This window comes from Pseudomonas sp. 9.3L (genome assembly GCF_058536285.1).
This window is the reverse complement of the sequence record NZ_JBZUBK010000001.1, coordinates 2,549,341-2,572,940: the sequence shown is the minus strand read 5'-3', so window position 1 is coordinate 2,572,940 and position 23,600 is coordinate 2,549,341. Positions and strand designations below refer to the sequence as shown.

The 23,600-nt window shown below is 57.8% G+C and carries 15 protein-coding genes and 1 pseudogene; 6 read left to right on the top strand and 10 right to left on the bottom strand.

The window, feature by feature from the left end; genetic code table 11:
• Positions 1–96 precede the first annotated feature (96 nt).
• Positions 97–4,188 (bottom strand): M10 family metallopeptidase C-terminal domain-containing protein, encoded by a 4,092-nt coding sequence (locus AC4LE2_RS11785; protein WP_491825938.1) that lies wholly within the window; start codon positions 4,186–4,188, stop codon positions 97–99.
• Between the two features lie 516 nt (positions 4,189–4,704).
• Between AC4LE2_RS11785 and AC4LE2_RS11780 the strand changes: the two genes are divergently transcribed.
• Entirely contained in the window at positions 4,705–5,964 is a 1,260-nt protein-coding gene (locus tag AC4LE2_RS11780; RefSeq protein ID WP_491825937.1) for an IS256 family transposase, read from the top strand.
• 246 nt (positions 5,965–6,210) lie between these two features.
• Entirely contained in the window at positions 6,211–7,014 is an 804-nt protein-coding gene (locus AC4LE2_RS11775) for a hypothetical protein (protein WP_491825936.1), read from the top strand.
• A 419-nt stretch (positions 7,015–7,433) separates the two neighbouring features.
• On the opposite strand, the gene AC4LE2_RS11770 is transcribed toward AC4LE2_RS11775, so the two are convergent.
• The 3 genes and pseudogenes from AC4LE2_RS11770 to AC4LE2_RS11760 form a co-directional block, all read right to left on the bottom strand.
• Entirely contained in the window at positions 7,434–7,631 is a 198-nt protein-coding gene (locus AC4LE2_RS11770) for a hypothetical protein (RefSeq protein WP_491825935.1), read from the bottom strand.
• Between the two features lie 31 nt (positions 7,632–7,662).
• Complete coding sequence (locus tag AC4LE2_RS11765) at positions 7,663–8,310, bottom strand: calcium-binding protein (protein ID WP_491825934.1); 648 nt, start codon at positions 8,308–8,310, stop codon at positions 7,663–7,665.
• 232 nt (positions 8,311–8,542) lie between these two features.
• A pseudogene (locus AC4LE2_RS11760) lies at positions 8,543–9,153 on the bottom strand (LysR family transcriptional regulator).
• A 188-nt stretch (positions 9,154–9,341) separates the two neighbouring features.
• Between AC4LE2_RS11760 and AC4LE2_RS11755 the strand changes: the two are divergent.
• Positions 9,342–9,833: a DMT family transporter gene (locus AC4LE2_RS11755; protein ID WP_491825933.1), complete on the top strand. Its 492-nt coding sequence runs from the start codon at positions 9,342–9,344 to the stop codon at positions 9,831–9,833.
• Here AC4LE2_RS11755 and AC4LE2_RS11750 read toward each other — a convergent pair.
• From AC4LE2_RS11750 to AC4LE2_RS11740, 3 genes are read right to left on the bottom strand one after another with little or no spacing between them, the layout of a single operon-like run.
• The gene (locus AC4LE2_RS11750) at positions 9,830–9,970 is read right to left on the bottom strand and encodes a hypothetical protein (RefSeq protein ID WP_491825932.1); all 141 of its coding nucleotides are present in this window, start codon (positions 9,968–9,970) and stop codon (positions 9,830–9,832) included. The genes AC4LE2_RS11755 and AC4LE2_RS11750 overlap by 4 nt on opposite strands.
• On the bottom strand, positions 9,967–10,374 hold the full coding sequence (locus AC4LE2_RS11745; RefSeq protein WP_491825931.1) for a M10 family metallopeptidase C-terminal domain-containing protein: 408 nt from the start codon (positions 10,372–10,374) through the stop codon (positions 9,967–9,969). The genes AC4LE2_RS11750 and AC4LE2_RS11745 overlap by 4 nt, the downstream gene beginning before the upstream one ends.
• Entirely contained in the window at positions 10,371–10,787 is a 417-nt protein-coding gene (locus tag AC4LE2_RS11740) for an NHL repeat-containing protein (protein ID WP_491825930.1), read from the bottom strand. The genes AC4LE2_RS11745 and AC4LE2_RS11740 overlap by 4 nt, the downstream gene beginning before the upstream one ends.
• A gap of 382 nt (positions 10,788–11,169) precedes the next feature.
• Here AC4LE2_RS11740 and AC4LE2_RS11735 point away from each other — a divergent pair, with 382 nt between their 5' ends.
• Complete coding sequence (locus tag AC4LE2_RS11735) at positions 11,170–13,866, top strand: M10 family metallopeptidase C-terminal domain-containing protein (RefSeq protein WP_491825929.1); 2,697 nt, start codon at positions 11,170–11,172, stop codon at positions 13,864–13,866.
• A 61-nt stretch (positions 13,867–13,927) separates the two neighbouring features.
• On the opposite strand, the gene AC4LE2_RS11730 is transcribed toward AC4LE2_RS11735, so the two are convergent.
• From AC4LE2_RS11730 to AC4LE2_RS11720, 3 genes are all read right to left on the bottom strand, one after another.
• Positions 13,928–14,296, bottom strand: a complete 369-nt coding sequence (locus AC4LE2_RS11730; RefSeq protein WP_491825928.1) for a response regulator — start codon at positions 14,294–14,296, stop codon at positions 13,928–13,930.
• Positions 14,297–14,452: 156 nt separating this feature from the next.
• Positions 14,453–18,277: a CheR family methyltransferase gene (locus AC4LE2_RS11725; RefSeq protein ID WP_491825927.1), complete on the bottom strand. Its 3,825-nt coding sequence runs from the start codon at positions 18,275–18,277 to the stop codon at positions 14,453–14,455.
• A 211-nt stretch (positions 18,278–18,488) separates the two neighbouring features.
• A complete protein-coding gene (locus tag AC4LE2_RS11720; protein ID WP_491823437.1) occupies positions 18,489–19,748 on the bottom strand; it encodes an IS256 family transposase in 1,260 nt (419 codons plus the stop codon).
• Between the two features lie 923 nt (positions 19,749–20,671).
• Here AC4LE2_RS11720 and AC4LE2_RS11715 point away from each other — a divergent pair.
• Together AC4LE2_RS11715 and AC4LE2_RS11710 are read left to right on the top strand one after the other, a co-directional pair.
• Positions 20,672–22,951 carry a xanthine dehydrogenase family protein molybdopterin-binding subunit gene (locus AC4LE2_RS11715; RefSeq protein ID WP_491825926.1) on the top strand — a complete coding sequence of 760 codons (2,280 nt, stop codon included), beginning with the start codon at positions 20,672–20,674 and terminating at the stop codon, positions 22,949–22,951.
• Positions 22,948–23,595, top strand: coding sequence for a DUF2238 domain-containing protein (locus AC4LE2_RS11710; RefSeq protein WP_491825925.1), 648 nt, complete (start codon positions 22,948–22,950; stop codon positions 23,593–23,595). Before AC4LE2_RS11715 ends, AC4LE2_RS11710 begins: the two co-directional genes overlap by 4 nt.
• The last annotated feature ends 5 nt before the right edge of the window (positions 23,596–23,600 follow it).

The following is a 23,600-nucleotide window of genomic DNA, read 5'->3' as shown; positions in this document are numbered from 1 at the left end:
TGTGCTAATAGAGGCGTACCAAACCTATTCGTTGCAACAAAGGGAAGCCCACTGGCACGGTTGGTACGACCCTTGGCCAGCGGGCACCCAGTTCCCCTAACCTACCAAATCCACCGAACGAAATTCATCAAGGCCTACCATCCGTATCTCTAATGCCGGCGTCCCGTTAGCCTCCTGGCTGCCCTGCAGCACGCCATCGGCGAACCGCAGCTCACCGGTGGCATCAGCACTGAACGCCGCGCTGCCGATAAACTTGAAGACGTCCATCTCCACCGTTTGCGGATTGGCATCTAGGGCGGTGAGGTCTACCTTATCGCCCTCGCTTGCACTGAACGCCTCTATCTGGTCCCGCTCGGCACCCACGCCCATGTCCTGCCATGCGCTGAACCGGAACACATCAGCACCGGCACCACCGACCAGTGTGTCGCTGCCGCCCTTGCCATCGAGCACGTTGTCCCCGCTGTTGCCCGTCAGGGTGTTGTCCAGGGCATTGCCCGTCCCGGCCAGCGCCTTGTCACCGGCAAGGTCGAGTACTTCGACATTGCTGCCCAACGTCCAGCTTACCGAGCTTTGTACGGTGTCAATATGCGCCGTGTTGGCGTCGGTTTCGGTCACGGTGTCACCAACGTTGTCGACAATGTAGAAGGTGTTGCCCGTGCCTTTGCCGATCAGGGTATCGGCGCCCAGATCACCGTTAAGCACTTGGCTTTCCGAGCCAGTCGCCACCAGGGTGTCAGCGACGTCGGTGCCCTGTATCCGCCCATTCTGGTTCGAGCTCGAGGCGGTGATGTCGTCAGGGTCGTTGTTGTCGCCAGGGTTGCCCTTGTAGCCCAGATCGTTGGCGATGTAATCAGCCAGGCGTTGGCCGACGATTTCCGCTGACTCTTCGTGCAGATGCCAGACGTCATCCGGGTAAGTCACCGGGTCCACCTCCTGGCGCAGCGGCAGGTCGGTGTAGTCGACGGCGAGCTGAACGTCTGCGCGCTCGGCGGCCATGGCCTCCTGGGCGTGCCGCACGTGCAGGGTGCCGTCGACAATGCTGGCGATCTTGCTTTCAGAATAACCACGGTAGCGGGCCCCGTCCTCCGCATAGTGGCCGGTTTCCATCAGGTAGACGGTGAAGTCTCCCAGCTGTGCATGCAGGTAATCGAAGACCTTCAAGGTCGACGCCTTGTACAGGGCTTCAGCCGCAGCTTTGTCAGTGGCCCTGGCAATTTCCTGGGCGGCTTCCTCGCCCTGTCCCCAGATGATGTCCAGGTTTACGGGGCCGGTCTTATTCAGGGTCGCAACCTGGCTCTTGAGCAGGTCCACCGCCCGGGTAAGCACAGGCCCCGGCTTATTGGTGTCGGCGTACCACCAGCTCAGGCTCTTCTCCTCGGCCGTGCCTGTGGAAAGCCCAGTGACGGTCGTGCCGCCGATGGCGACGTCGACAGGGTTGCCATTGCTATCAGTGAACTGGCTGCGCACGTCCAGGGGTGTGTAACGCCCCAGGTCCTTGACCAGTTCGGTGATGCCGGACTGGCCGTCGTCCTCGGTCACGCGCATCAGGCGTGCGTTGGACTGGCCGAGGGTGGGTAGAAACTCGATAGGTGCAGTGGTACGTGGGGTAAACACGAAGTCGCTGGACGTCAACGCGAGGTGGCCACTCAGGGCGATTTCAAAGCGATTGCCACTGGCATCGGCGTCGGCGGTCTTGACGTAGGTCTTGTCGGCCGAGGCGCTATACGTGGTGTACAGCGTATGCCCGCTGCCGCTGCCCAGCGCAAAGAAGCCCAGGGCGCTGACGTCGATCTTGTCCTGGCCGCGGACAAAATCGAACAGGGTGTCAGTGGCCGTCACGCCGCCCGAGTCATAGTCGCGGTAGCTGTCCAGCCGTTGGCTAAAGCGGAAGGTATCGGCGCCTGCCTGCCCATAGAGCGAGTCCTTGCCCGCGCCGCCGTCAAGTGTGTCATTGCCACCCCCGCCCTTGAGGGTATCGTTGCCGCCAAGGCCAAGCAGCACCTCGCCGTTGCTGGTGCCCACCAGGCTATCGCTGCCGCTGGTACCGGTCAGGTTCGTGCTGGGAAGACCATCAGCGAAGATGAACCGGTTGGCGGCCAAGTTGGCCGTCTGGTTGCCCTGGAACGAGATCTCCAGGCGCTCCCCGGCTGCATTCGCCTCGTAAGACTTGATGTACGTCTTGCTGCCATCACTGCTGGTGGTCACGGTGACGGTGGTGCCCATGCCGTCACCCAAGCCAGTAATACCCAGGGCAGATAGGTCAATGCGGTCGGTGCTGAAGTCCTTGATCAGGTCGCTGCCCACTGTGCCGCGGGTGCTACGGAAGCTATCGCTGACCGCGGTGTAGACGAAGGTGTCAGTGCCAGTGCCACCCGTCAGCGTGTCAGCACCCGCGCCGCCGGTTATCCGATCATTGCCGCCCAGCCCGTCGATGCGATCTTTGCCCGCCAGGCCGTTAATGGTATTGGCGGGGCCGTCGCCGATCAGAATATCGTCACCCTTCGTACCATTGAGCGGGTTGGCCACGGCAGCGGCTGCCAACGTGGTGACTGCCAGCGCATCATGCTGGGGCAGAGCATCGACCTTTCCGGTGCCTGGCTTGGCAAACACGAAATTGGACGTCTTAAGGCTGCTCAGGTAATTGCCGCTCAGGCCCAGCTCGAAGCGTATGCCATTGGCGTCGGCGTCAAAGTCCTTGAGGTAGGTGAGGTTGCTGGTTGCGTTGTAAGAAACGTTTAAGGTGTTGCCATGCCCATTACCCAGGCCCGTGAACCCCAGGGCCGCAACGTCGATCTTGTCGCCGCTGGTGCTGAAGTCGGTCACAGTGTCCTTGGCCGTGACACTGGCCGTGCGGTAGCTGTCACTGATAGCGGTGAAGCGAAAGGTATCGCTGCCCGTGCCACCGATAAGCTTGTCTACACCCGCCCCGCCCACCAACACATCGTTGCCCCCACCGCCATTGAGCAGGTCCTTCCCGGCATAGCCCATCAGGGTTTCGTTGGCCCCGGTACCTGACAGGTTATCGTTGCCGCTGGTGCCAAGCAGCGAGCCCTGGTGAGCGCTGACCGTGCTACCGTCGCCGTAGAGCGCCGTTTCACCCCGGGAGACATGGCTGATGGCATTATTGAACAGGGTATTGTGATTAGTGCCTTTTTCGTCCACCTCGGCCACGCCGTATGTGGATCGGTCGCTGCCGACGATGGTGTTATCCCGGATCAGGTTATTGCTGCCATTAAAGTAGTCACCGGACGCCCCATGGGTATCGTCAAACGACTGAATCACAACTTCCGGAGAAGTCACCGCCAATGAGTTTTCGTGGATGGAATTGCCCAGAAGCTCCACGCCCGAGCTGCCGTACAGGCGTACTCCGGAGCGCGCATTATCGTGGATATCCACCCCGCTGACGGTCACATCGTGGACCAACTTGAGTAACACCCCCTCGGCCTTGTTGCCATACACGCTCCCGCCACTGATAACGATGTTGTTTGGCGCGGCAATGTCTTCGTCACCGCGCTGTAGCACAATGCCCGTGCTGCCGTTGCTGTAGGCGTTGTTATCACGCATCGTGAAATCGTTAGTGCTGGTCACTACGTTGAAACCGTGGCGGTCATTACCGTAGCTGGTATTGTTCACGAACGAGCTGTTCACCAGGTAATCGGCGACAAAGCCATCCAGGCCGTTTCCGTGCGCTACGCTGTTCTTGATGACCATGTTCCAGGTCTGTTCATGCGGGTCAAAACCATAGCCCGAGCAATTTTTGACTTCGACACTGTCGATGGTGACATTGGAGTCGTGCCCGGCTTTGCCTGGAATATAACCGTTAAACCAGCCGTCGATCTTGCCAGTTGTGTTGGCGCGGTTACCGTCGATGGTTAAGTTGCTGATTCCGAAGTCATGATTCTGCTCCCCGTAGGCTGAGCGAATCACACCTGTGATCTTAGTATCAGAACCGTCCGCAACCTTAATGGTTGTTTTGCCCATCCCAGCACCGTACAGCTGCACATTATCGCGCAGCATCAGACAGCCATCGCCCGGGTCGTCGCCTGCCGAAACCACATAGGTGCCGGCAGGGACATACACCTGCCCGCCCCCTGCCTTGGACGCCGCATCAATGGCCCGCTGTATGGTCTGGGTGTCGTCTGTAGAACCATTGCCTTTTGCTGAATAATCTTTTACGTTGTAAATCATGTTTAAATTTCCATGTTGGGATGGCATTGGAAAAATGATTGCATGTGAGTTTTCGTGCAAATGTTCATCCATTGCGTCTTTTATGGCATTAACAACTGAATAAGGCCGTGGTTCTTTACGGGTGTTGGTTTTTATGAAAATTAATTTGCGTACCGGTTAGAATTGATTCGGGATAACTAGTCTCTCCTCCAATCACTCTCTGGTCCGGTATTTTGTAAGCCCTCTTACAGAGTGAGCGTGGTAGCACGCTGACAGCAGACTTTATTTAAAAATCGTTAGCTTGCAGAAATTTTCAGGTTGCTTATCGGTAAATTTTTTACAAGCAAATGCTGGCTGCGATTAACAGCTGGCTAATGCGCTAAGTCGTATGTAAGAATTGTGCGGGTCTGGTACTTGTGTTCTTGCGTACCATAGCCAAAAGTTTAGGGAATGCCAATGGCGAAGAGTAATTAGTAACTTTAATAGGGACTGTCAGAAATTTTGTGTTCGGGCATAACATGAGCGAAAGGAGCCTGTATGCCGACCAAAAAGAAACCTGCGCGCCAACCACTGAGAGATCTGCCCAAAATCCCGAAAGAGCTGCTTGAGTCTTTCGGTGAAGGGCTGATGACCGCTGATGCCATCGAGATGGCCTCTGCGGCGTTCAAGAAGGCCTTGATCGAGCGCGCCCTGAGTGCCGAACTGGGTCACCATCTGGGCTATCCATCGGGCGCGCAGCGGCCGGAGGATGAAACCAACCAGCGCAATGGTAAAAGCGGCAAGACGGTTCTAACCGGCGATGGCCCGATTCGGCTGGAGATTCCGCGTGATCGAGATGGCAGTTTCTCCCCCATCCTGATTCCCAAGCACGAGCGCCGTTACACCGGTTTTGACGACAAGATCATCGCCATGTATGCCCGTGGCATGACCGTCAGAGAGATCCGTGCGTTTCTTTGCGAGCAGTACGGCACGGACGTGTCGCCGGACTTCATCAGCTCTGTAACTGACGAGGTCATGGCAGAGATCGGCGCGTGGCAACAGCGGCCCCTGGAGCCGATGTATCCCGTTATTTTCTTCGATGCCCTGCGGGTCAAAATCCGTGAAGAGGGGCTGGTCCGTAACAAGGCGATCTACCTGGCGCTGGGTGTATTGCCCAACGGAACCCGCGATATCCTAGGTATCTGGATCGAAACCACGGAAGGCGCCAAGTTTTGGATGAAGGTCTTCAACGACCTCAGGACACGGGGCGTCGAAGACGTGTTGATCGCGGTGACGGATGGCCTCAAGGGCATGCCAGAAGCCCTCAGCGCCGTGTTTCCAAAGACGACCTTGCAGACCTGCATTGTTCATTTAATCCGCAACAGCCTTGATTACGCGGCCTGGGATAAGCGCCGCGAATTGGCCAAGGCACTTAAGCCGATCTATCAGGCAGTCACCGCCGAAGCGGCCGAGCAAGCGCTGGATGCCTTTGAACAGGGGCCCTGGGGCAAGCAGTACCCCACGGTCGTGGCGGCTTGGCGACGCGCGTGGGATCGAGTCATTCCATTCTTTGTGTTCCCGCCTGCCATCCGAAAAGTGATCTATACGACCAACGCCATCGAGAGCATCAATGCGCAGTTGCGTAAGATCATTAAAACCCGAGGTCACTTCCCGACCGACGAGGCCGCAACCAAGCTGATCTGGCTGGGGTTACGTAATATCACGGCCAAGTGGGGCAACGCGGCCCACGACTGGAAAAACGCGATGAATCAGTTCGCAGTTCTGTACGGAGATCGATTTATCAGGCCGACCTGGTAAAGCATGGCTTGCCTAACGGCAGGCCGTTATTGGCCCGCACACAAAAAATCTGACAGGCCCCTTTAAGGCGCTGTACTAGATCTTTCAAGCACTTAAGGCGAGTGCGCAGCGTGTGACAGTAAAGGGCGGGGAGGGCGCGGATACCCTATCCTGACACGGCGGGCCACCGCCTTTTTTGGAACCAAAGGCCGGATCATGTCACTCACCCGTCAGATCTTTTTTTTATCGATAGAAGCGAAAGCCTGAATGACGCGTATATCTTCCACCACCACGCCTCCCTCGTACAATCTGCCGTCAACCCCCGAGCATAATTCGCCCAGCCCTTCACTGGAATCAGTACACTCTACACGCGAACCAGAGCCCTCTCCCAGACAGGGCCGCCCCTCCTCCCCAGCCCCTGCAAAAACTACTCTGGCGCAAGCTCGGCTTGATACATTGCTGACGCAGCCTCCGGCTCCCGCCTATACGCTGAGCCAAGCCAAAGAAGCGACACGCGAGCTAGATGCCACTTCTATTGGAGAGTCTTTGCCATTAAAGCCGGGTGAATGTCAGAAATTTTTTGGAATTGAAGACCAGAGCTTGAAATCGATTACAACTTTTCTAAAATCTGACGAACCTGACATGAAGGACTTGGCGAAAGGAAATCTTTATTTCCTTAATAGTTACAACCCTAACCTTTGGGTCATGCAAAATAATATGCGCGATCCAAAATTGGCCAGCTTTAAAATGGCAGACGTTGTTCACATGCAGGCCGAAAAAGCAGGGCTGACCGCTGGGCCCAAGGTGCTGGTCCGCGCAGCTATCCACTCCCTGAAAGGAGAGGTTTATTTCAAGAAGAACGCTATGGCCCACGGTGAGACCATGAGCCCTGCTCAATTCGATGACTTTATGAAACACACCCCAAATGGTTGGTCATCAAGGAGCATTTTGGCAAAGTTTAATATGGAGGCGGATAAAGCGCTTGTGTTAAGGGAAGCAAATAATGCCAAGCAAAGCCCTGAAGATCCAGATCATGTTTATTCTGTAGCGATTTTTACCAAACCCGCCTAAAGGAAACGGCTGAGGGGGCTCGAACTTAGCAGCCCCCGGTTAGGGGCTATCACTGATTCAATAGCCAAGTGTTGCACCCAGACCTTGAAACCGCCAGTCCCGTTGGTGCAGCGGGTGACTGGAGGAGAGATTTTTTTCCCTCACTCCAAAGATCATCGCATCAGGGTCGTCCCAATCTAGGAAGGCGTTGAATTGTTCAAGCGTTTTCGTACGTCGGGCCCCGCAACATGGATCGTGGTACACAACCGTATTATCCGATGCGCCGACCAGTACGACGCAATGATTGACAACGTCACCCGGTAGTCGTCCCTAACATATAATCGGACCATGTCGGTTGAGCTTTTTACAAATATCTTCCATTTCCCAGCCTCGTTTGCCTTCAGCATTCAACCTCTTTGGTAGCACCAGAGAGACAGGGTTTACACCCTTGCATCCCCACACAGATTAATGTGTTGCTGATGAAAAAACGGTACATCCAAAAAAGCATAGCTGTTAGTTAAGTCATTAGGCTGAGTTGATTGCGAAACCCCGCCATAAGGGCGTGAAATCAAAACTCCTTCTTTGGGAGGTATGTTCTGGAAGCCGAGCAGTTTACCAGCTAATCCGTTTAACTTCATGGCCAGCCCCTATAGGCGTTGTTATAAATGATCAGTCAGCTGTTAACCAACCTGAATATGGTCTCTGAGGTAACCAAGCTCTTTCATGAACTCGTCCTTTTCGCAGCAGTATTTCGAAATGCTCGCCTTGAGCGTCCTCGTTCAGGGACTTGAGTATGGTTTTTGTTCCGTCGGCACTGACGCTCACCTTCAGCCTCTGCCCATGGCCATCACCCAAACCGGTGAAGCCCAGCGCCGACACGTCGATCTGATCGCCCAGGCTGGCGTCGAATTCGGTGATGCGCTCGGCGTAGCTGCGCGTGGCGTCGCGGTAGCTGTCAGTCAACGTAGCGAAGCGTACGGCGTCGGCACCAGCGCCTGTGGTCAACAGATTGGCACAATGCCCTGCATTGATTACATCAGCACCTGCGCCGCTATCGAGCCGATCCTTACCAGCGCCAGCGAAGAGCTGAACGCCGCTGGCACCGACCACCTCGACCGCTTCCAGGGTCACGGTATCGCTATCGCCGCTCACCCAACCCTTCACGGCGCCGGCGTTGCCGGTGCGATTGGCGTCGATGGTCAAGCCGGTGACACCAATGACATCGCCTGCGCCCTGCAACACCGAGGTTATACCGGCCGAGCCATCGGCAAGCCAGAAAAGACGCGTTGCCTTGTTGCAGCAGCCCTTCCAAAGCATGAGGCGTGGAAGGCCGCTTGGGAGTTCCGAAACGAACCCGCTGGCACTTTTCAGCAGAACGAGACCAGTCGAGGTGTCAGCTCCAGGCTATACCGGCCTTTGTTTGTAGGAGCCAGCAAAGTTGGCGAACGGTGCAGACGTTGTATTGGCGCGAGCTTTCGCGCACGCGCATAGAAGTACCGCCCCGCGCTTTGCCATTCTTGGAAGAGCGCCTTACCTGCAGGCTCCATTGCTACATCGTTTCGCTGTCATCGCCTCGAAGCAGGCGCCACCGGTTGTCGTTGGCTTGTTCACCCAGGTACAGGCACTGATGGTGAGCTAATTCGCTCGGTGCGCAAGGTGTGCCATGGGCTGCCAGATAAGCCGGCGAGGCGCACAGCAACCAGCGCACGCTGCCAAGGGTGCGCCCGGCGAGCCCAAGGGGTGGGTATGAATCACTAAGTCAAGGCTGTCCACCAGGGGGTCGGTGGGGTGATCGTTGTACACCAGTTGAACATCCACTGCCGGGTAGCGCTGAAGAAACTCGACGATCAATGGATGCAGCACGGTCTTGGCAAAGGCCGTGGGCGCGCTGAGATTCACCCGGCCACGAGGCTCTACCGCTGCAACCCCGGCAGCATCTACCGCATGGCCGGCGGCGTTGAGCATATCGCGGCAATGACGGTACACCTCAGCGCCCGCCTCAGTGAGACGAATACTTCGGGTTGAACGCTCGAACAGTTGTGCGCCTAGCCGCCGCTCGAGGCGTTTCATTTGCCGGCTCACGGTGGACGGCATCGAACCCAATTGCCGCGCGGCGGCAGAGAAATTACCGCCTTCTACCACCCGCACAAGAACAGCCATATCAGGGTGATGCTGGTGGCCGTCGCGGTGGTATGGGGCACCAGTTACGGAGTGGTCAAGGCGGCACTGCTGTTCTACCCGGTGCTCGGGCTGTTGGCGTTACGCTTTGGGCTCACCTTTGTTCAACTCAGCCCCAGCCTGCGGCACGGGAAGTCTGCGCGACAGTCCTTTGCCTCATCGGTGCCGGATTGTTAGCCGGTGGTCAGCCCTTGGGGTTTGGTCTGGGGGACGCGCTGGTGGTACTGGCTGCGGCGTTCAGGGCCGTGCAGGTGTGCTGGCTCAAACGTCTGAGCCGTACCATGGCACTTCCGGCCCTGACGGTAACAGCCGTGCAAGCGGGGACGGTGGCCTTTGGCAGTGCTGTGCTGTTGCTGATAGCACCCCCGTCAACACACGGGCTGGACGCGCCCGTCGATGCGCTTGGCGGCTGGGGATACATTGCTTACTTGGTACCGGCGTGTACATTGTTTGCGTTTTTCGCGCAGAACTATGCACTCAAGCGCAGTGACCCCACCCGCGTGGCGCTCTTGATGGGTAGCGAGCCTTTGTTCGGCGCCTTGTTTGCGGTCTATTGGCTTGGCGAAGTCGTCACCTTCAGCGCGTGGTTGGGTGGGGGATTGATCGTTACAGCCTGCCTGCTAGCCACGGTGCGTTGGCAGTCAGTGGCGGCTAGGGCCTAAACGTGCTCAACCGGCACACCAATAGCCATCAGTTCCGTCGCGCTGTTGCTGAACAGGAAGTTGGACGCGTCCAGGTCGTACTCCAGGTCGCCGGCCAAGGACACTTCGAACCGGTGACCCTGAGCGTCCGGCGTCACATCCTTGATGAAGGTGCGCTGCAAGGCCCGTTATAACTGACCAAGAGCGTACCGTCCTTACCATCGCCTAAACCTGTGAACCCCAGAGCCGAGACATCCAGGCGATCGTCGAAGGTATTGAAGTCGGTGATGATGTCCGCGTGGCCGGTGCTGGCGTCTCGGTAGCTGTCCTGCACCGCCACGAAGCGGAACACATCCTCGCCGCTGCCGCTATAGAGCGTATCGCGGCCGCCGTTACCCTGGTACAGGTCGTCGCCACCATAGCCTTCCAATATCTCGGCCAGCACGATCTTGCCGTCAGCCTGCACAGCCAGCGCACCGCGGTAGTCGGACAACACATCGCTGCTGAATATCACCTGGCCGGCTTGGCCAAAGCTGCCATCCAGGGTGCCGTTTGCATTCACCCGTACAATCCCATAGTGATTGCCGTTGCCACTGTCGAAGTCCCGGTAAGAAGAAACTGGCCGTTGCCGACGGCCACCGAGTGAACTTCGCCATTAAAGCTCAGCCCTGTGGCCACGTAGGCTACGCCCTCATTGCCGAATGTTTTATCCAGGGTGCCGTCGGCGTTGAGCTGAACGAGCACCGCGCCCTGATCGCTGCTTTGGCTGATCAAAAGCCTGCCGTCAGCGTTCACGTTCACTCGGGTGCCTTCACTGCCCAGGCCCGCTGGGATGTTGGCCTTTGTATTGGTGTTGAATGCCGTATCGGCGGTGCCGTCCGGCAGCAGCCGGGTCAGGCCAAAGCTGTCATTGCCGTTGCGGTGGGCGGGGGTCTGCACCAGCAACGATCCATCACGTTGCACTGCCAGGCGCATAGTGGGTGATGTTGCTGGCGGTTTCGACGGGGTTGTAGGGCGTCATGATCCGATTCTTGAAGAGGGGAAGGGGCCGCAGTGTAACGGTCTCCTCACCCTAGCTGCTTTTCGACAAGACGCCAGATGCGCGGCGTGCGGCGCGTTTATCTTTCAGCCACGGTGGGTCGACCTGCACGCACCCAGGCCGGTTCGCCCGGTGTAATGACGATGGGCGTGCTGTCGATTGAGGCCAGGACAGTATCCTTCAGGCATCGCGCGCGAAGAGGGTAGGGAGGAGTAACGCACGAACCTGAACTACCCTTGTATCTCCCTCATACAACAAGCCAGGCCACGCCAGCGGTGCACCGGTACCCAGGCAGCTCCTGTGCTCCCAGGAGTTTCAATGACCACTATTTACTATGACGTTCGCGACTACGGCGCAGTTGGCGATGGCGTTGCCGATGATACTCAGGCTATTCAGGCAACCATCGATGCCGCCCGGGCAGCTATTGACTCCGCCGACGAGATACTTGATGCCGAGGTCTACCTGCCTGAAGGCACCTACATCGTCAGTGGTAATCCCGATCTAAGCGCCAGCAGCTGTCTCCGGCTTTATAGCCGCGTGACCTTGGGTGGCGACGGGGCCGACGCAACCCGTATCAAGCTTGCCGATGGCTGGGACAAGGCTGTTACCGGGATCGTGCAAACCGCTGGCGAAACACAGCACGTGGGCGCCCATGACCTGACGCTCGATGGCAATAGCGCCAACACCAGCGGCCGCGTGGATGGCTTTACCACCGGCGGGGAGAACGTGCGCGACAACCCGGACACGAACGTCACCCTCAGTGGCGTAGCGCTGGTCAATTGCAGCGGCAATGGGCTCAACGCCCAGGAAAACACCTACGGCCTGAGCGTTACAGACAGCGTGGCCAGCGGCAACGGCCTCGATGGTTTCTATGCCCATCTGGTTGGCGCGTTCAACCCGTACGTAGACGCCGGCGGCTTCCAGGACAACCGCAGTGAGAACAACGGCCGCAACGGCTTCACGCTGCTGCTGGACGACTACCGGACCACCCTGGCCGACAACGACGCCGCCAACAACGGAGGGCGCGGTATTCTCGTCCAGGGCCCGCTGGGCGAAGAGCTTGACGATCGGGTGCAGATCACTGGTGGCGAGGTGTATGGCAATGGGGAGGAAGGCCTGCTGCTCAAGCAGACCGACTTCAGCCGAGTGAGCGGCGTCACTCTGCACGATAATGGCGGCGCTGGCATAGGCTTGTTCGGTAGCTCCGCGAACACCATCGCTGGCAACACCCTCTACAACAACGCCGTGGACCATGGCAACGCGCAAGTCATCCTACAGGCCTCGGACGACACCGACGTCACCGCGCCAGACTTTGCTACCGGCAACGCGGTGTACAACAACATCATCAGTGGGGGCAACGCCAGCTACGCCGTGACCGAGCGCAACGAAGACCTGGTGGGCTTCAACACCGTCTTCGATAACTATTTCAGCCGCCTGGGCGACCCCGCCACGGTGTTTTATGGCACCGACAGCAGCGCCTTTAGCAACCACGCCGGGCTGGTAATCACCGGCACGGCCAGCAGCAACAGGCTCACTGCGACGGATATGGCCGACACGCTCCTCTACGGCGGTGCAGGCAATGATCGCTTGACGGGCGGCGCCTACGAGGACCTGCTATACGGAGGCGCCGGCAGTGACAGGCTCAGGGGCGGGGAGGGCGCGGATACCTTCCGCTACACCAATGCCGGCGACAGCGTGCGCGGCACCAGCGACCTGATCACCGACTTCAAGCCTGGCGAGGATCAGCTCGATGTGGCTAGCCTTGGCTATGTCGGCTTGGGTAATGGGCATGACGGCACCTTGCGGATGATCTACAACGCCAGCCTGGACCGCACCTACCTGCAAAGTCTGGACGCCGACGTCGATGGTCACTATTTCCAGCTGGCGTTAGCTGGCAACTACCTGGGCCTGTTGCAAGCCGCTGACTTTGAAACACTGCTTCAGGGCACCAGTACCAGCAACACCCTAAGCGGCACTGATGCAAACGAAACACTGGCAGGCCTGGCCGGGCGCGACACCCTGAACGCCGGTGCTGGCAACGACTACCTGATTGGCGGTGCCGGCGCTGACCAGCTCACCGGCGGTGGGGGCGCAGACAGCTTCGTAATCACTGCGCTGCGCGATAGCTACGCCAACGACACTCGTGGCGTGGACTTCAGCGACACCCTCACGGATTTCGACTATCGCCAGGACGTGCTGGACCTGTCCGCGCTGGGCTTCTCCTCCCTGGGGAGCGGGCATGACGGCACCCTCCAGGCCGCACAAGTCGGCGGCACGGGCGACATGCTGCTGCAGTCGCTGGACCCAGACGCCAACGGCAACTACTTCAAGCTGCTGCTGGAGGACGTCAATTACATCAATAACTCGGCTATCCGCTTCGGCGACCCAGTTGCTACCCGTTTCAATGAGCAACCCGCCAGCTACGACGACTACTACCTCGACGTGCCGACCACCGGGAACGATGTCATCGTCGGGTATTTCAGCGACGATCGCATCAACGGCCTGGAGGGCAACGACACCCTGCGTGGCCAGGCGGGGAACGATACCCTGGCCGGTGATGCAGGGGCCGATACGCTGGATGGCGGCAGTGGCGACGATACGTTAGCCGGTGGTCTCGGCAATGATCTGCTCAACGGCGGTGCCGGGAGCGACAGGCTTGCTGGAGGGGCGGGGGTAGACCAGCTCACCGGAGGCTGGGGCGCCGACATCTTCCGCTTTACCAGCAGCGCCGACAGCCTGCGTGGCGCCAGCGACTTGGTCACCGATTTCTCAGCCGAGCGGGACCTGATCGATGTGTCGGCCCTGGGTTATACCGGCCTTGGCAACGGCCATAACGGCACACTTAAGGTCAGCTACAGTGCCGACGCCGATCGCACCTATGTCAAGGATTTCACTGTCACCACTGCCGGCCAACGGTTCGAAATTGCCTTGAGCGGTGACCACAGCAACGACCTGAGCACAAGCCAGTTCATATTTGCCGACACTAGCCATGAGCTGACACTGCTAGGGGCGTAGCGCCTTCTAAAATGCCTCTGGCGGCACAGGGAGCGTCAACCAGGGGCTTTGCCCGTACGGGTCACATATGAAGGGGTGCCAGCCGCTGCTTGACCGTCTCATGCAAGGTATCCAGTGTCCATGGCTTGGGAATGAAGGCGGATTGAGGCGGTAGTTCTTCAGCAGATAAGTGTCGATGCCCCGATGTCAGGATCACGGGCAGATGCGGCCATCTGAGCCAGATGACATTGGCCAAGCCCCACCCATCAAGCTGGCCTGGCATACGAATGTCCGTGAATACGAGGCTGATAGGCTCGGCCTCTTCCAGTACGTGCAACGCATCCTCGGCACAGGGGCACGCAATGACCTTTACCGGCAGCATGTAGAGCGCTTCGGTCACCAAAATCCGTAGGATTTCATCATCTTCAACAAGCAGAACCGTAGAGCACACAGCGCCTACTCCTGAATAACGTATCCAGTTCTTCAGAGAGAGGGCTGAGTAAATCGTTTTAAACCATCTTCCAAAAGCAGACAGCTGGCCAATTAAAAATTTGAAACGTGTAACGCATTTTTTGCAGTGCTGATGCTTAGCGTGCAAGCAACCAGATCAAACCAGATTCTTGAGCGCTCTCACGAACTCGTCCATCGGCACAGGTTTTTGTAGGAACAACGCAAAACCAAGTGAACCCCGCACTGCACCTTCAGCCTCAGCACCATAACCGCTCAGCGCTACGCTTGGCGTATGCGCTAAATGAGGCAGCTTGCGCAGCTCGGCGAGTAAGGCAAAGCCATCCATACCTGCCATGCCAATGTCCGAGACGATAAGGTCGAAGGTCAGATGCTGCGCAGCTTCTATGGCTTTGAAAGGGTCGCTGAAGCAGTGTGTTTCTGCGTCCTCGATCTCTAGCAACATGCCAAGTGCCTCCAGCACATCTGGTGAATCGTCAACCAAAAGCAGCTTCACGCCGTGTAGCTGTCCAGGCGCCTCTTGGTCGTTAGCTGGAGAGGCACACGCCTCGGGCTTTTCTTTCAAGGGCATACGCACGGTAAACGTACAGCCATGGCCTAGGCCGGCCGACTGAACACCTACCGTGCCACCATGCGCTTCTACCAAATCTTTCACCAGCGACAATCCGATGCCTAGCCCCTGTCGTTGTTGAGCAGCCACGTGATTGCTTGCCTGACCGTACAGCTCAAATACCTTGTTCAGCTGCTCGGGAGCGATTCCCCGGCCTTGGTCGATAACGTCGATAACTGCGGTATGTTTCTCGCGTGTAAGGCTCAACCGAATGGGCTTGTCGGTAGGGGTGAACTTAAATGCATTGGTGACCAGGTTCCAGATCACTTGCTCCACTCTGGTTCGATCACCGTCGATGATCACGGGCTCTTCTGCTGCAGGGGGTAAATGGAGCTGAATATCCCGGCCGACATCCTCGGCAAGAATGCTATGGATATCGCTCAACAGGCTGGCGAGGTCCAGGGGCTCCAGGCTGAGGTTCAATTTGCCTGTCTTGACCCGCGCGACGTCCAGCAAGTCATTGATGATGACCCCTTGGCTTTGCACGGCATCGAGAATGGACTTCGCAGCCTTGATACCACCTGGAGACCGTCGAGTTTCGGGAAACCGCTGGATCAGGTCGGCATTGAGTTGAATGAGGTTCAGGGGGTTCCTGAGCTCATGCGACATCATTGCAAAAAACTGATCTTTGAGATGGCTGGAGTTTTGAGTTTCTGCGAGCTCATGGGTTTTCTGCTCCTGCAACAGCATCTGGCTTGTCATGTCCTTGGCAATTTTGACATAGCCGCGCAGGGTCTCACCTTCCAGTCGCATCACCTCCCCGCTGCAGTAGAAGCGCGTGCCATCTTTGTGCAGGTGCCAGTGCTCGTCTTTGCCGCGGCCCTGCGCCATGGCCATTTGTAGTTCAGCACGGGGTATGCCCGCCAAGCGGTCTTCGGCGGTAAAAATGAATTCGAAATAGCGGCCTTCAGCTTCAGTTGCCGTATACCCAAAGATCAACTCGGCCCCCTTGTACCAATGGGTCACCACACCTTTCTCGTCCATGATGAAGATGGCATGGTCATGGGTATTTTCAGCGATCAAACGCAACCTTTCTTCGCTAGCGCGCAGCTTGTTTTCAGCGCAGCGGCGCTGGGTGATATCAATGAACGTAAGTACCGTTCCATCAATATGATCTTCACTGGAGCTTTTCAGCTCCTGGTTTACCGTTAGCAGTTCTTCGTTGACGGATTGAAGCTCTTCCTTGCTCGTTTCAAGTTCTTCGGTTGCCGAACGCAACTCTTCATTGACCGCCTGCATTTCCTCGTTCGAGGCTTTTAGCTCCTCGGTAGAGGTTTCGGAGCTTTCTATGGTGTCCTGCAGCCGTTCTTTGGCTGCGTGCAACTCATGCTCCAATGCCGCGAGCAAGTGCCTGTCGGACGGTGCGAGCAAGTCACTTCCAAGCCCACTGTCCTCAATGGCGTTAGCCTGCGCCTTGAAGGTTACCAATACGTAATTGAGATCCCCCTGGGCGTATGACGACGCCACCAGGCAGACAGCGTTCGAAGCCGCCTCGCCTGTGAGCCTGAGGGGCCCTGACCTGACAGGCACTTTTCGATCACGGAATTGAAACAACACAGAGCGCAGCTCAAGCCGCAGGTCGGGATGGATCAGTGTCAGCAGGTTGCGTGAAAGCTCGCCACCGATGTAGCGCAGGTATTTGCCTGCTTGCTCGGTGATGTGCAGAATTTCAGCGTCCTCATTGATCAGAATGCTAGGGGGGGCCTGAGCGAGAATGGCCGCATTGTGAATGTCTGCAATGGACTGCGAAGGCCCCTGGGTCAGCTGTTGTACCGTGGGAGGGGGCTTCAATAAAGAAAGCGTAGCGGCTGGTGCCGAGCGGCTACGTTTTCTGCCTCCAACATCCTTGGCCCGGTAGATTCGATTTTTTTTGTCGACCGCAACGAAAAACTCGTCGCATAAATCCGCCGATTCAGAAGAGCCCAAAAAGAGGTAGCCTCCAGGGCGCAAGCTGAAGTGGAACGTACGTAAAACTTCTTTTTGCACCTCTCGATCCAGATAGATCAACAGGTTGCGGCAGACAACGAGATCCAGGTCGGAGAAGGGCGGGTCTGAGAGTATGTTGTGCTTGGCGAACAGTACTTGCTCTCGTACCTCCTTACGCACGCGGTAACTAGCATCATTCTTGATCAAGTGCAGGCGTAGCCGCGAGGGAGGAATGTCTGTCATGACGGCTAAGGGATAAACCCCGGCACGTGCCTTGGCGATAGCGCGCTCGTCTATATCTGTTGCAAAGACCTGCAATTTCGCACTGATATTTTCAGCTCGAAGCTGGTCGATGAACACCATGGCCAGGCTATAAGCTTCCTCGCCTGTAGAGCAACCCGCAGACCAGGCGCGTAGTTCGGTTGGTTCCTTGTAGCTACCCTGAGCCGCGACAATCGCCGGTATCACGTCCCGCTCCAGGGTTTCAAAGGCATCGCGATCCCGAAAGAAGTTGGTGACGCCGATCAACATGTCGTCGAGCAGGGCTTTGTTTTCTTCGGGATGGCCTCTGAGATAGGCCTCGTATGCGGCCAGATTCGGCTGCGCCGTGACCTGCATGCGCCGCTCAAGACGCCGCAAGATAGTCGCCTTTTTGTAGTGCTTGAAATCATGGCCTGTAGCCTCGCGAAGCTGCGCCAGCACACTGTGCAGGCTTGCCTGTGCTTCAGCTGCTTCAGGCCGGGATTTAGGTTCCACCGTGACGATCTCTGGGTCCCCGTCAGTGGGCAGCACAATGTTTTGAGCGTTTTGCCATAACTCCAGTATCCGCTGCGGCATTTCTGCTACCGGTAATACTAGATCGACCATCCCGGTGTTGATTGCCGCGCGTGGCATAGCGTCGTATTCGGCATCGGTTGGCAGCTGGGCCAAGGCGACTCCGCCTTGTTCCTTGATGCGTGAAATACCAACTGAACCATCGGCACCGGTACCGGAGAGCACAATACTGAAGGCCCGCTCTTTATGTGCATGGGCCAGGCCCCGAAAAAAACTGTCGATCGCTACGTGTCGGCCGCTTCTAGGGGCCGCTTTGGTTACTCGCAAGTAACCATCGTTCATTGACAGCTCCACCGCCGGTGAAATGACATAGACGTGGTTTTGTTCAATCGGAACAGGGGAGGTGACCTGCGTCACCGGCATCTTGGTGGATTCTTGAATGATCTGGTGAGCGATGCTTTCGTGGTTCGGGTCCAAATGGAAAATGACGACGAACGCCATGCCATTATCACGAGGAAGGTTGGAAAAAAACGTTTTGACTGCTTGAAAGCCGCCTGCCGAGGCGCCAATCCCTACGACAGGGAACGACAACGTGCTAGGGGCGATCCCTGGCTCCTGCGGCACATTAGGTGACAGCTCAGGGGTTGGCTTCATGTCTATCCTTAATGGCTTTAGAAGAAAAGAAGTCAGCCAGTTAGCGTATTAAAGTTTAAGCGTAATAATTAAGCAATGACTTATGAAAAGCGCGGATAGAACTTGGAGAAATCTATACAGAAAAATATCTGCGTATAATTTTCTATAAATTGGGCCTGTCAGATTTTTTGTGTGCGGGCCAATAACGGCCTGCCGTTAGGCAAGCCATGCTTTACCAGGTCGGCCTGATAAATCGATCTCCGTACAGAACTGCGAACTGATTCATCGCGCTTTTCCAATCATGGGCTGCGTTGCCCCATTTGGCCGTGATATTGCGTAACCCCAGCCAGATCAGCTTGGTCGCGGCCTCGTCGGTCGGGAAGTGACCTCGGGTTTTAATGATCTTACGCAACTGCGCATTGATGCTCTCGATAGCGTTGGTCGTATAGATCACTTTGCGGATGGCAGGCGGGAATACAAAGAATGGAATGACTCGATCCCACGCGCGTCGCCAAGCCGCCACGACTGTGGGGTACTGCTTGCCCCAGGGCCCCTGTTCAAAGGCATCCAGCGCTTGCTCGGCCGCTTCGGCGGTGACTGCCTGATAGATCGGCTTGAGCGCCTTGGCCAATTCGCGGCGCTTATCCCAGGCCGCGTAATCAAGGCTGTTGCGGATTAAATGAACAATGCAGGTCTGCAAGGTCGTCTCTGGAAACACGGCGCTGAGGGCTTCTGGCATGCCTTTGAGGCCATCGGTCACCGCGATCAACACGTCTTCGACGCCGCGTGTCCTGAGGTCGTTGAAGACCTTCATCCAAAACTTGGCGCCTTCCGTGGTTTCGATCCAGATACCTAGGATATCGCGGGTTCCGTTGGGCAATACACCCAGCGCCAGGTAGATCGCCTTGTTACGGACCAGCCCCTCTTCACGGATTTTGACCCGCAGGGCATCGAAGAAAATAACGGGATACATCGGCTCCAGGGGCCGCTGTTGCCACGCGCCGATCTCTGCCATGACCTCGTCAGTTACAGAGCTGATGAAGTCCGGCGACACGTCCGTGCCGTACTGCTCGCAAAGAAACGCACGGATCTCTCTGACGGTCATGCCACGGGCATACATGGCGATGATCTTGTCGTCAAAACCGGTGTAACGGCGCTCGTGCTTGGGAATCAGGATGGGGGAGAAACTGCCATCTCGATCACGCGGAATCTCCAGCCGAATCGGGCCATCGCCGGTTAGAACCGTCTTGCCGCTTTTACCATTGCGCTGGTTGGTTTCATCCTCCGGCCGCTGCGCGCCCGATGGATAGCCCAGATGGTGACCCAGTTCGGCACTCAGGGCGCGCTCGATCAAGGCCTTCTTGAACGCCGCAGAAGCCATCTCGATGGCATCGGCGGTCATCAGCCCTTCACCGAAAGACTCAAGCAACTCTTTCGGGATTTTGGGCAGATCTCTCAGTGGTTGGCGCGCAGGTTTCTTTTTGGTCGGCATACAGGCTCCTTTCGCTCATGTTATGCCCGAACACAAAATTTCTGACAGTCCCTATAAATTCTGTACAGCTTTAGTCTGATGAATCTCAACCAGGAAGGTAATAAGGTTGCAAAGTTGTTAAACGAACCCTAATGAGTTAAAAAACTTGAGCACAAGATTTTAGAGCCGTTGCATAACGCGCCTTAGAATCAAGACAGTTCCACTGCGCTTTTACTTTGCATAGATGATTGAGCCCTGGGGTAGGGCGCGGGCTCATAAATTTTCGACGCAGGCCCCAATCCGGCGGCACTGGCACTCTGGATCGTGGCCCTAACGTGCCCCGGCAGCAGCTAAAGCTGCTTGGGCTCTTGCTCTACAGGGGTTAGGCAACGGCCAAATCCTGCGCGGATGCGGGATGAACGCCCAGCCACTCCAAGTCGGCGAGGGCGGCGGCGCTTTTCGCGGCGAACACCAGCGTGTCTTCCGGTTCCGACAGGGGCCAGCGTTCGTCCAGGGTCAGTTCAAAGCGCTGGCCCTGCCCATTGGCCTCATGGTTTTTGAGGCAGGTGTGGCCTGTCTCGTCGTTGTAGGTCAGTTTAAGTGCATACGTGATAAAAGGCGTGCCCTAAAGTGCCTTCAGTTGCCCCTCTCAGGCCGAGTCGCTCAGCAGGCCACCGCCCAGTGCAGCAAGCGCTTCGGATTTCCTAGTGCCGCCTGAGTGGCCCCCTGGGTTATCCGGTTCCAGGCTCCTATACCTGCCGAGCCGCTTCGACATAATGTCTATAGGGCGGCTTGGGCCACAACGCCGTCCATCCTTCGTTGGTATTGCCCCAGGAACACCCGGATCCGTGTATGGCCGAAGGTATAGGTTCCCCTGCATTCGGCGCGCAACGCCAGGCGCGCGGCACCTGGCACCCGGCACCCGGCACCCCTTGGAGATCGATATGCCGCACTCGTTATCTGATTCCCCGCAGCGCCTTGAAGCACTGGACAAAGTCACCGGGCGTGCCCGCTATGCTATGGACATCGCTGCCAACCCTCCCGGTCGTCAGGCTTGGCATGCAGCGGTCGTGCAAAGCGCTCAGGCCGGTGGGCGTGTACTCGCTATCGATTCAGCTGCAGCCTGCGCCGTCCCGGGCGTGCGGCTTGTTTTCACCCATCACGACGCGCCGCGGCTCAAGCCGATCCAAACCCTGCCGGGCGGTGAGCTGGGGCGATTTTTACCCCTGCAGGACGACCGTCTTCACTACAGCGGCCAGCCGATCGCCATTGTAGTGGCGGATACCGCGCAGGCTGCACGTTATGCGGCCTCGCTGGTGCAGGTGCGCTACCTGGCGCCCGAAGGCGAGCCGGTGCTGGCGATGGACGAGCGCCATGCGGAACTGGCCGAGACGGTGGGCGCCGGGTTGCCAGGGACGACGGAACGGGGCGCGCCAAAGGCGGCCTTCGCTAGCGCTGCCCAGCGCTTTGACGAACAGTACGAGACGGTGCCCCACCACCACAACGCGTTGGAGCCTGGCGCTGCGGTGGCCGAGTGGGACGCCGAAGGGCGCCTGGTCGTCCATACCGCCACCCAGTACTCCTATGGCGATGCATACGCGCTCGGCCAAGCGTTCGATCTGGGGCTGAGCAAAGCCTTCTCTGATGTCATGAAAAGTGGAGAAGCAGAGCAGAACCTGGATGACAAAGTTCGGTTGATCGTGCCGTTCATTGGAGGCGCTTTCGGGGGCAAGAAGGGCAACTTGCATCCTTTACTGGCCGCAATGGCGGCCAAGCTGGCGGGGCGGCCGGTATCTCTTGAATTGACCCGGCGCCAGACCTTCTCGCTCATGCCATTTCGTGGCGGCACGCGCCAGCGTATCCGGTTGGGCGGTAGCGCAGACGGGCGCCTTTCGGTGCTTATCCAGGACGCACTGATCCAAAATTCAAAATTGTCCACCTTTATCGAGCCTGTCGGGGAGATGACCCCGAAACTGTATGCGTGCGAGCACCTACGCACGTCGCACCGTGCGGTAGAAATGGACATCAACTCGCCAAGTTTTATGCGTGCGCCTGGGGTAGGGGTAAGCCAATTCGCGATCGAGAGCGCCATGGACGAATGGGCCCATCGTTTCGGCTTGGACCCATTGGAGGTACGGCTGCGTAACTACGCGCATGTCGAGCCGCAAGAGCGTCTGCCGTGGTCGAGCAAGGCCTTGCATGAATGCTATCGGCAGGCTGCCGAAGCGATCGATTGGCACGCGCGTGACAAGCGCATTGGGGTCCTGCGTGAAGGGGGTCAGTACATTGGCTACGGTATGGCGACAGCCATTTATCATGTTGCACAAATGGCCGCATCGGCGCGCGTGCGGCTTAACGCCGATGGCAGCGCGGTGGCTGCTTCCTCGACCCACGAACTTGGGCAGGGCGGCCTCACTGCACTGACCCAGATTGCGGCCCAAGCGCTGGGCGTGCCTCTGGAGCGGGTGCAGTTGCAATGGGGCGATACACGGCTGCCGTATAGCTCATTGACGGCAGGCTCCTCCACCACCCTGAGCCTGGGCGCTGCCATTTCCGCGGCCGCTGAGCAGTTGCGCCAGCAGTTAGCCGAGCGAGCGGTCAATGATACCGAGTCGCCCCTGTATGGCCTGCGCGTAGACGCATTGCGACTAGCCGACGGGGCGCTGCAAGCTGCTGATGGGAGTAAGGACCAGGTCAGCGACTTATTGCGCCGCTTAGGGCTTGATGGGCTCGAAGCCCAGGCAAGCACTGCCTCGCAAATCAGTAAGCCAGAATGGGGGCGGGCCGCGTTCGGTGCGCAGTTTGCCAAAGTCGCGGTTGACGCGGTAACAGGGGAAGTGCGCGTACAACGGCTGGTAGGCGCTTTCGCCGGTGGGCGCATCGTCAACCCGATGCTTGCCAGGAGCCAGTTAGCAGGTGGCATGGTCTGGGGCCTTGGGCAGGCGTTGTTCGAACACAGCCAGCTAGATGACCGCACTGGCCGATGGATGAACGCTGATCTTGCTGAAGCGTTGATCGCCACTCACGCCGATATACCTCAAATTGATGTGCTGATGGTGGAGGAAGACGACCGCTCCGGCCATCCGCTCGGCATCAAAGGCTTGGGCGAAATCGGCCTGGTCGGCGTTGCCGCGGCCATTGCCAACGCGGTGTTTCATGCAACCGGGCTGCGGATTAGGTCACTGCCATTGACGCCTGACAAGCTGTTGAAGGATTTGCCTTGAGCGGGTTGCGCTCCCAGCCACCACGCACGTTAGGCGTCAGCGGGCGCAGTGCCGTGCGGCTGATGCAGCTTGCCTTCGGTGCGGTGGTTTTGATACTGGCGTGGGCACCCTATGACCGTGCTACCTGGGGCATGGAAAACGCCTTGGTCGCAGTCGGCGCTCTGGCGGTGTGGGCTACCCGGCGACAGTTTTATTGGTCGACCCGCTCGTGGGTGTTGGTGTTGGCGTTCCTGTGCGTCCACGAGGTGGCCACGCATTTCACTTACCCGCGCGTGCCCTATAACGCGTGGCTCGAACACTTGACAGGTACTGATATCAACGCAGCGTTAGGGTGGCAGCGCAACTATTACGACCGCTTCGTGCACCTGTGTTATGGCCTGTGTTTCGCTTTGCCACTGCGAGAGCTCCTGATTGAAAAGACCCCTACGCGTGGGGTATGGGCGTCCCTCATCGCTTGGTCGTTCATCCTGGCCACCTCAATGTTGTACGAGCTGATGGAGTGGATAGGCGGCGTCCTGGGCGATGGCAATACCGCCTTTGTGGGCGCGCAGGGCGATGTGTGGGATGCCCAGAAAGACATGGCCTGGGCGGCGGGCGGGTCATTGCTGGTATTGATGTGTCGTGGCTACGCGTTTAAGAAGTGAGTGCA

Excerpts from the sequence above, each read along its gene's own strand:
- AC4LE2_RS11785 (WP_491825938.1), bottom strand. The coding sequence starts at position 4,188 with ATGATTTACAACGTAAAAGATTATTCAGCAAAAGGCAATGGTTCTACA.
- AC4LE2_RS11735 (WP_491825929.1), top strand. The coding sequence starts at position 11,170 with ATGACCACTATTTACTATGACGTTCGCGACTACGGCGCAGTTGGCGAT.
- AC4LE2_RS11740 (WP_491825930.1), bottom strand. The coding sequence starts at position 10,787 with ATGCGCCTGGCAGTGCAACGTGATGGATCGTTGCTGGTGCAGACCCCC.
- AC4LE2_RS11725 (WP_491825927.1), bottom strand. The coding sequence starts at position 18,277 with ATGAAGCCAACCCCTGAGCTGTCACCTAATGTGCCGCAGGAGCCAGGG.
- AC4LE2_RS11765 (WP_491825934.1), bottom strand. The coding sequence starts at position 8,310 with ATGCTTTGGAAGGGCTGCTGCAACAAGGCAACGCGTCTTTTCTGGCTT.
- AC4LE2_RS11720 (WP_491823437.1), bottom strand. The coding sequence starts at position 19,748 with ATGCCGACCAAAAAGAAACCTGCGCGCCAACCACTGAGAGATCTGCCC.
- AC4LE2_RS11780 (WP_491825937.1), top strand. The coding sequence starts at position 4,705 with ATGCCGACCAAAAAGAAACCTGCGCGCCAACCACTGAGAGATCTGCCC.
- AC4LE2_RS11775 (WP_491825936.1), top strand. The coding sequence starts at position 6,211 with ATGACGCGTATATCTTCCACCACCACGCCTCCCTCGTACAATCTGCCG.
- AC4LE2_RS11770 (WP_491825935.1), bottom strand. The coding sequence starts at position 7,631 with ATGAAGTTAAACGGATTAGCTGGTAAACTGCTCGGCTTCCAGAACATA.
- AC4LE2_RS11715 (WP_491825926.1), top strand. The coding sequence starts at position 20,672 with ATGCCGCACTCGTTATCTGATTCCCCGCAGCGCCTTGAAGCACTGGAC.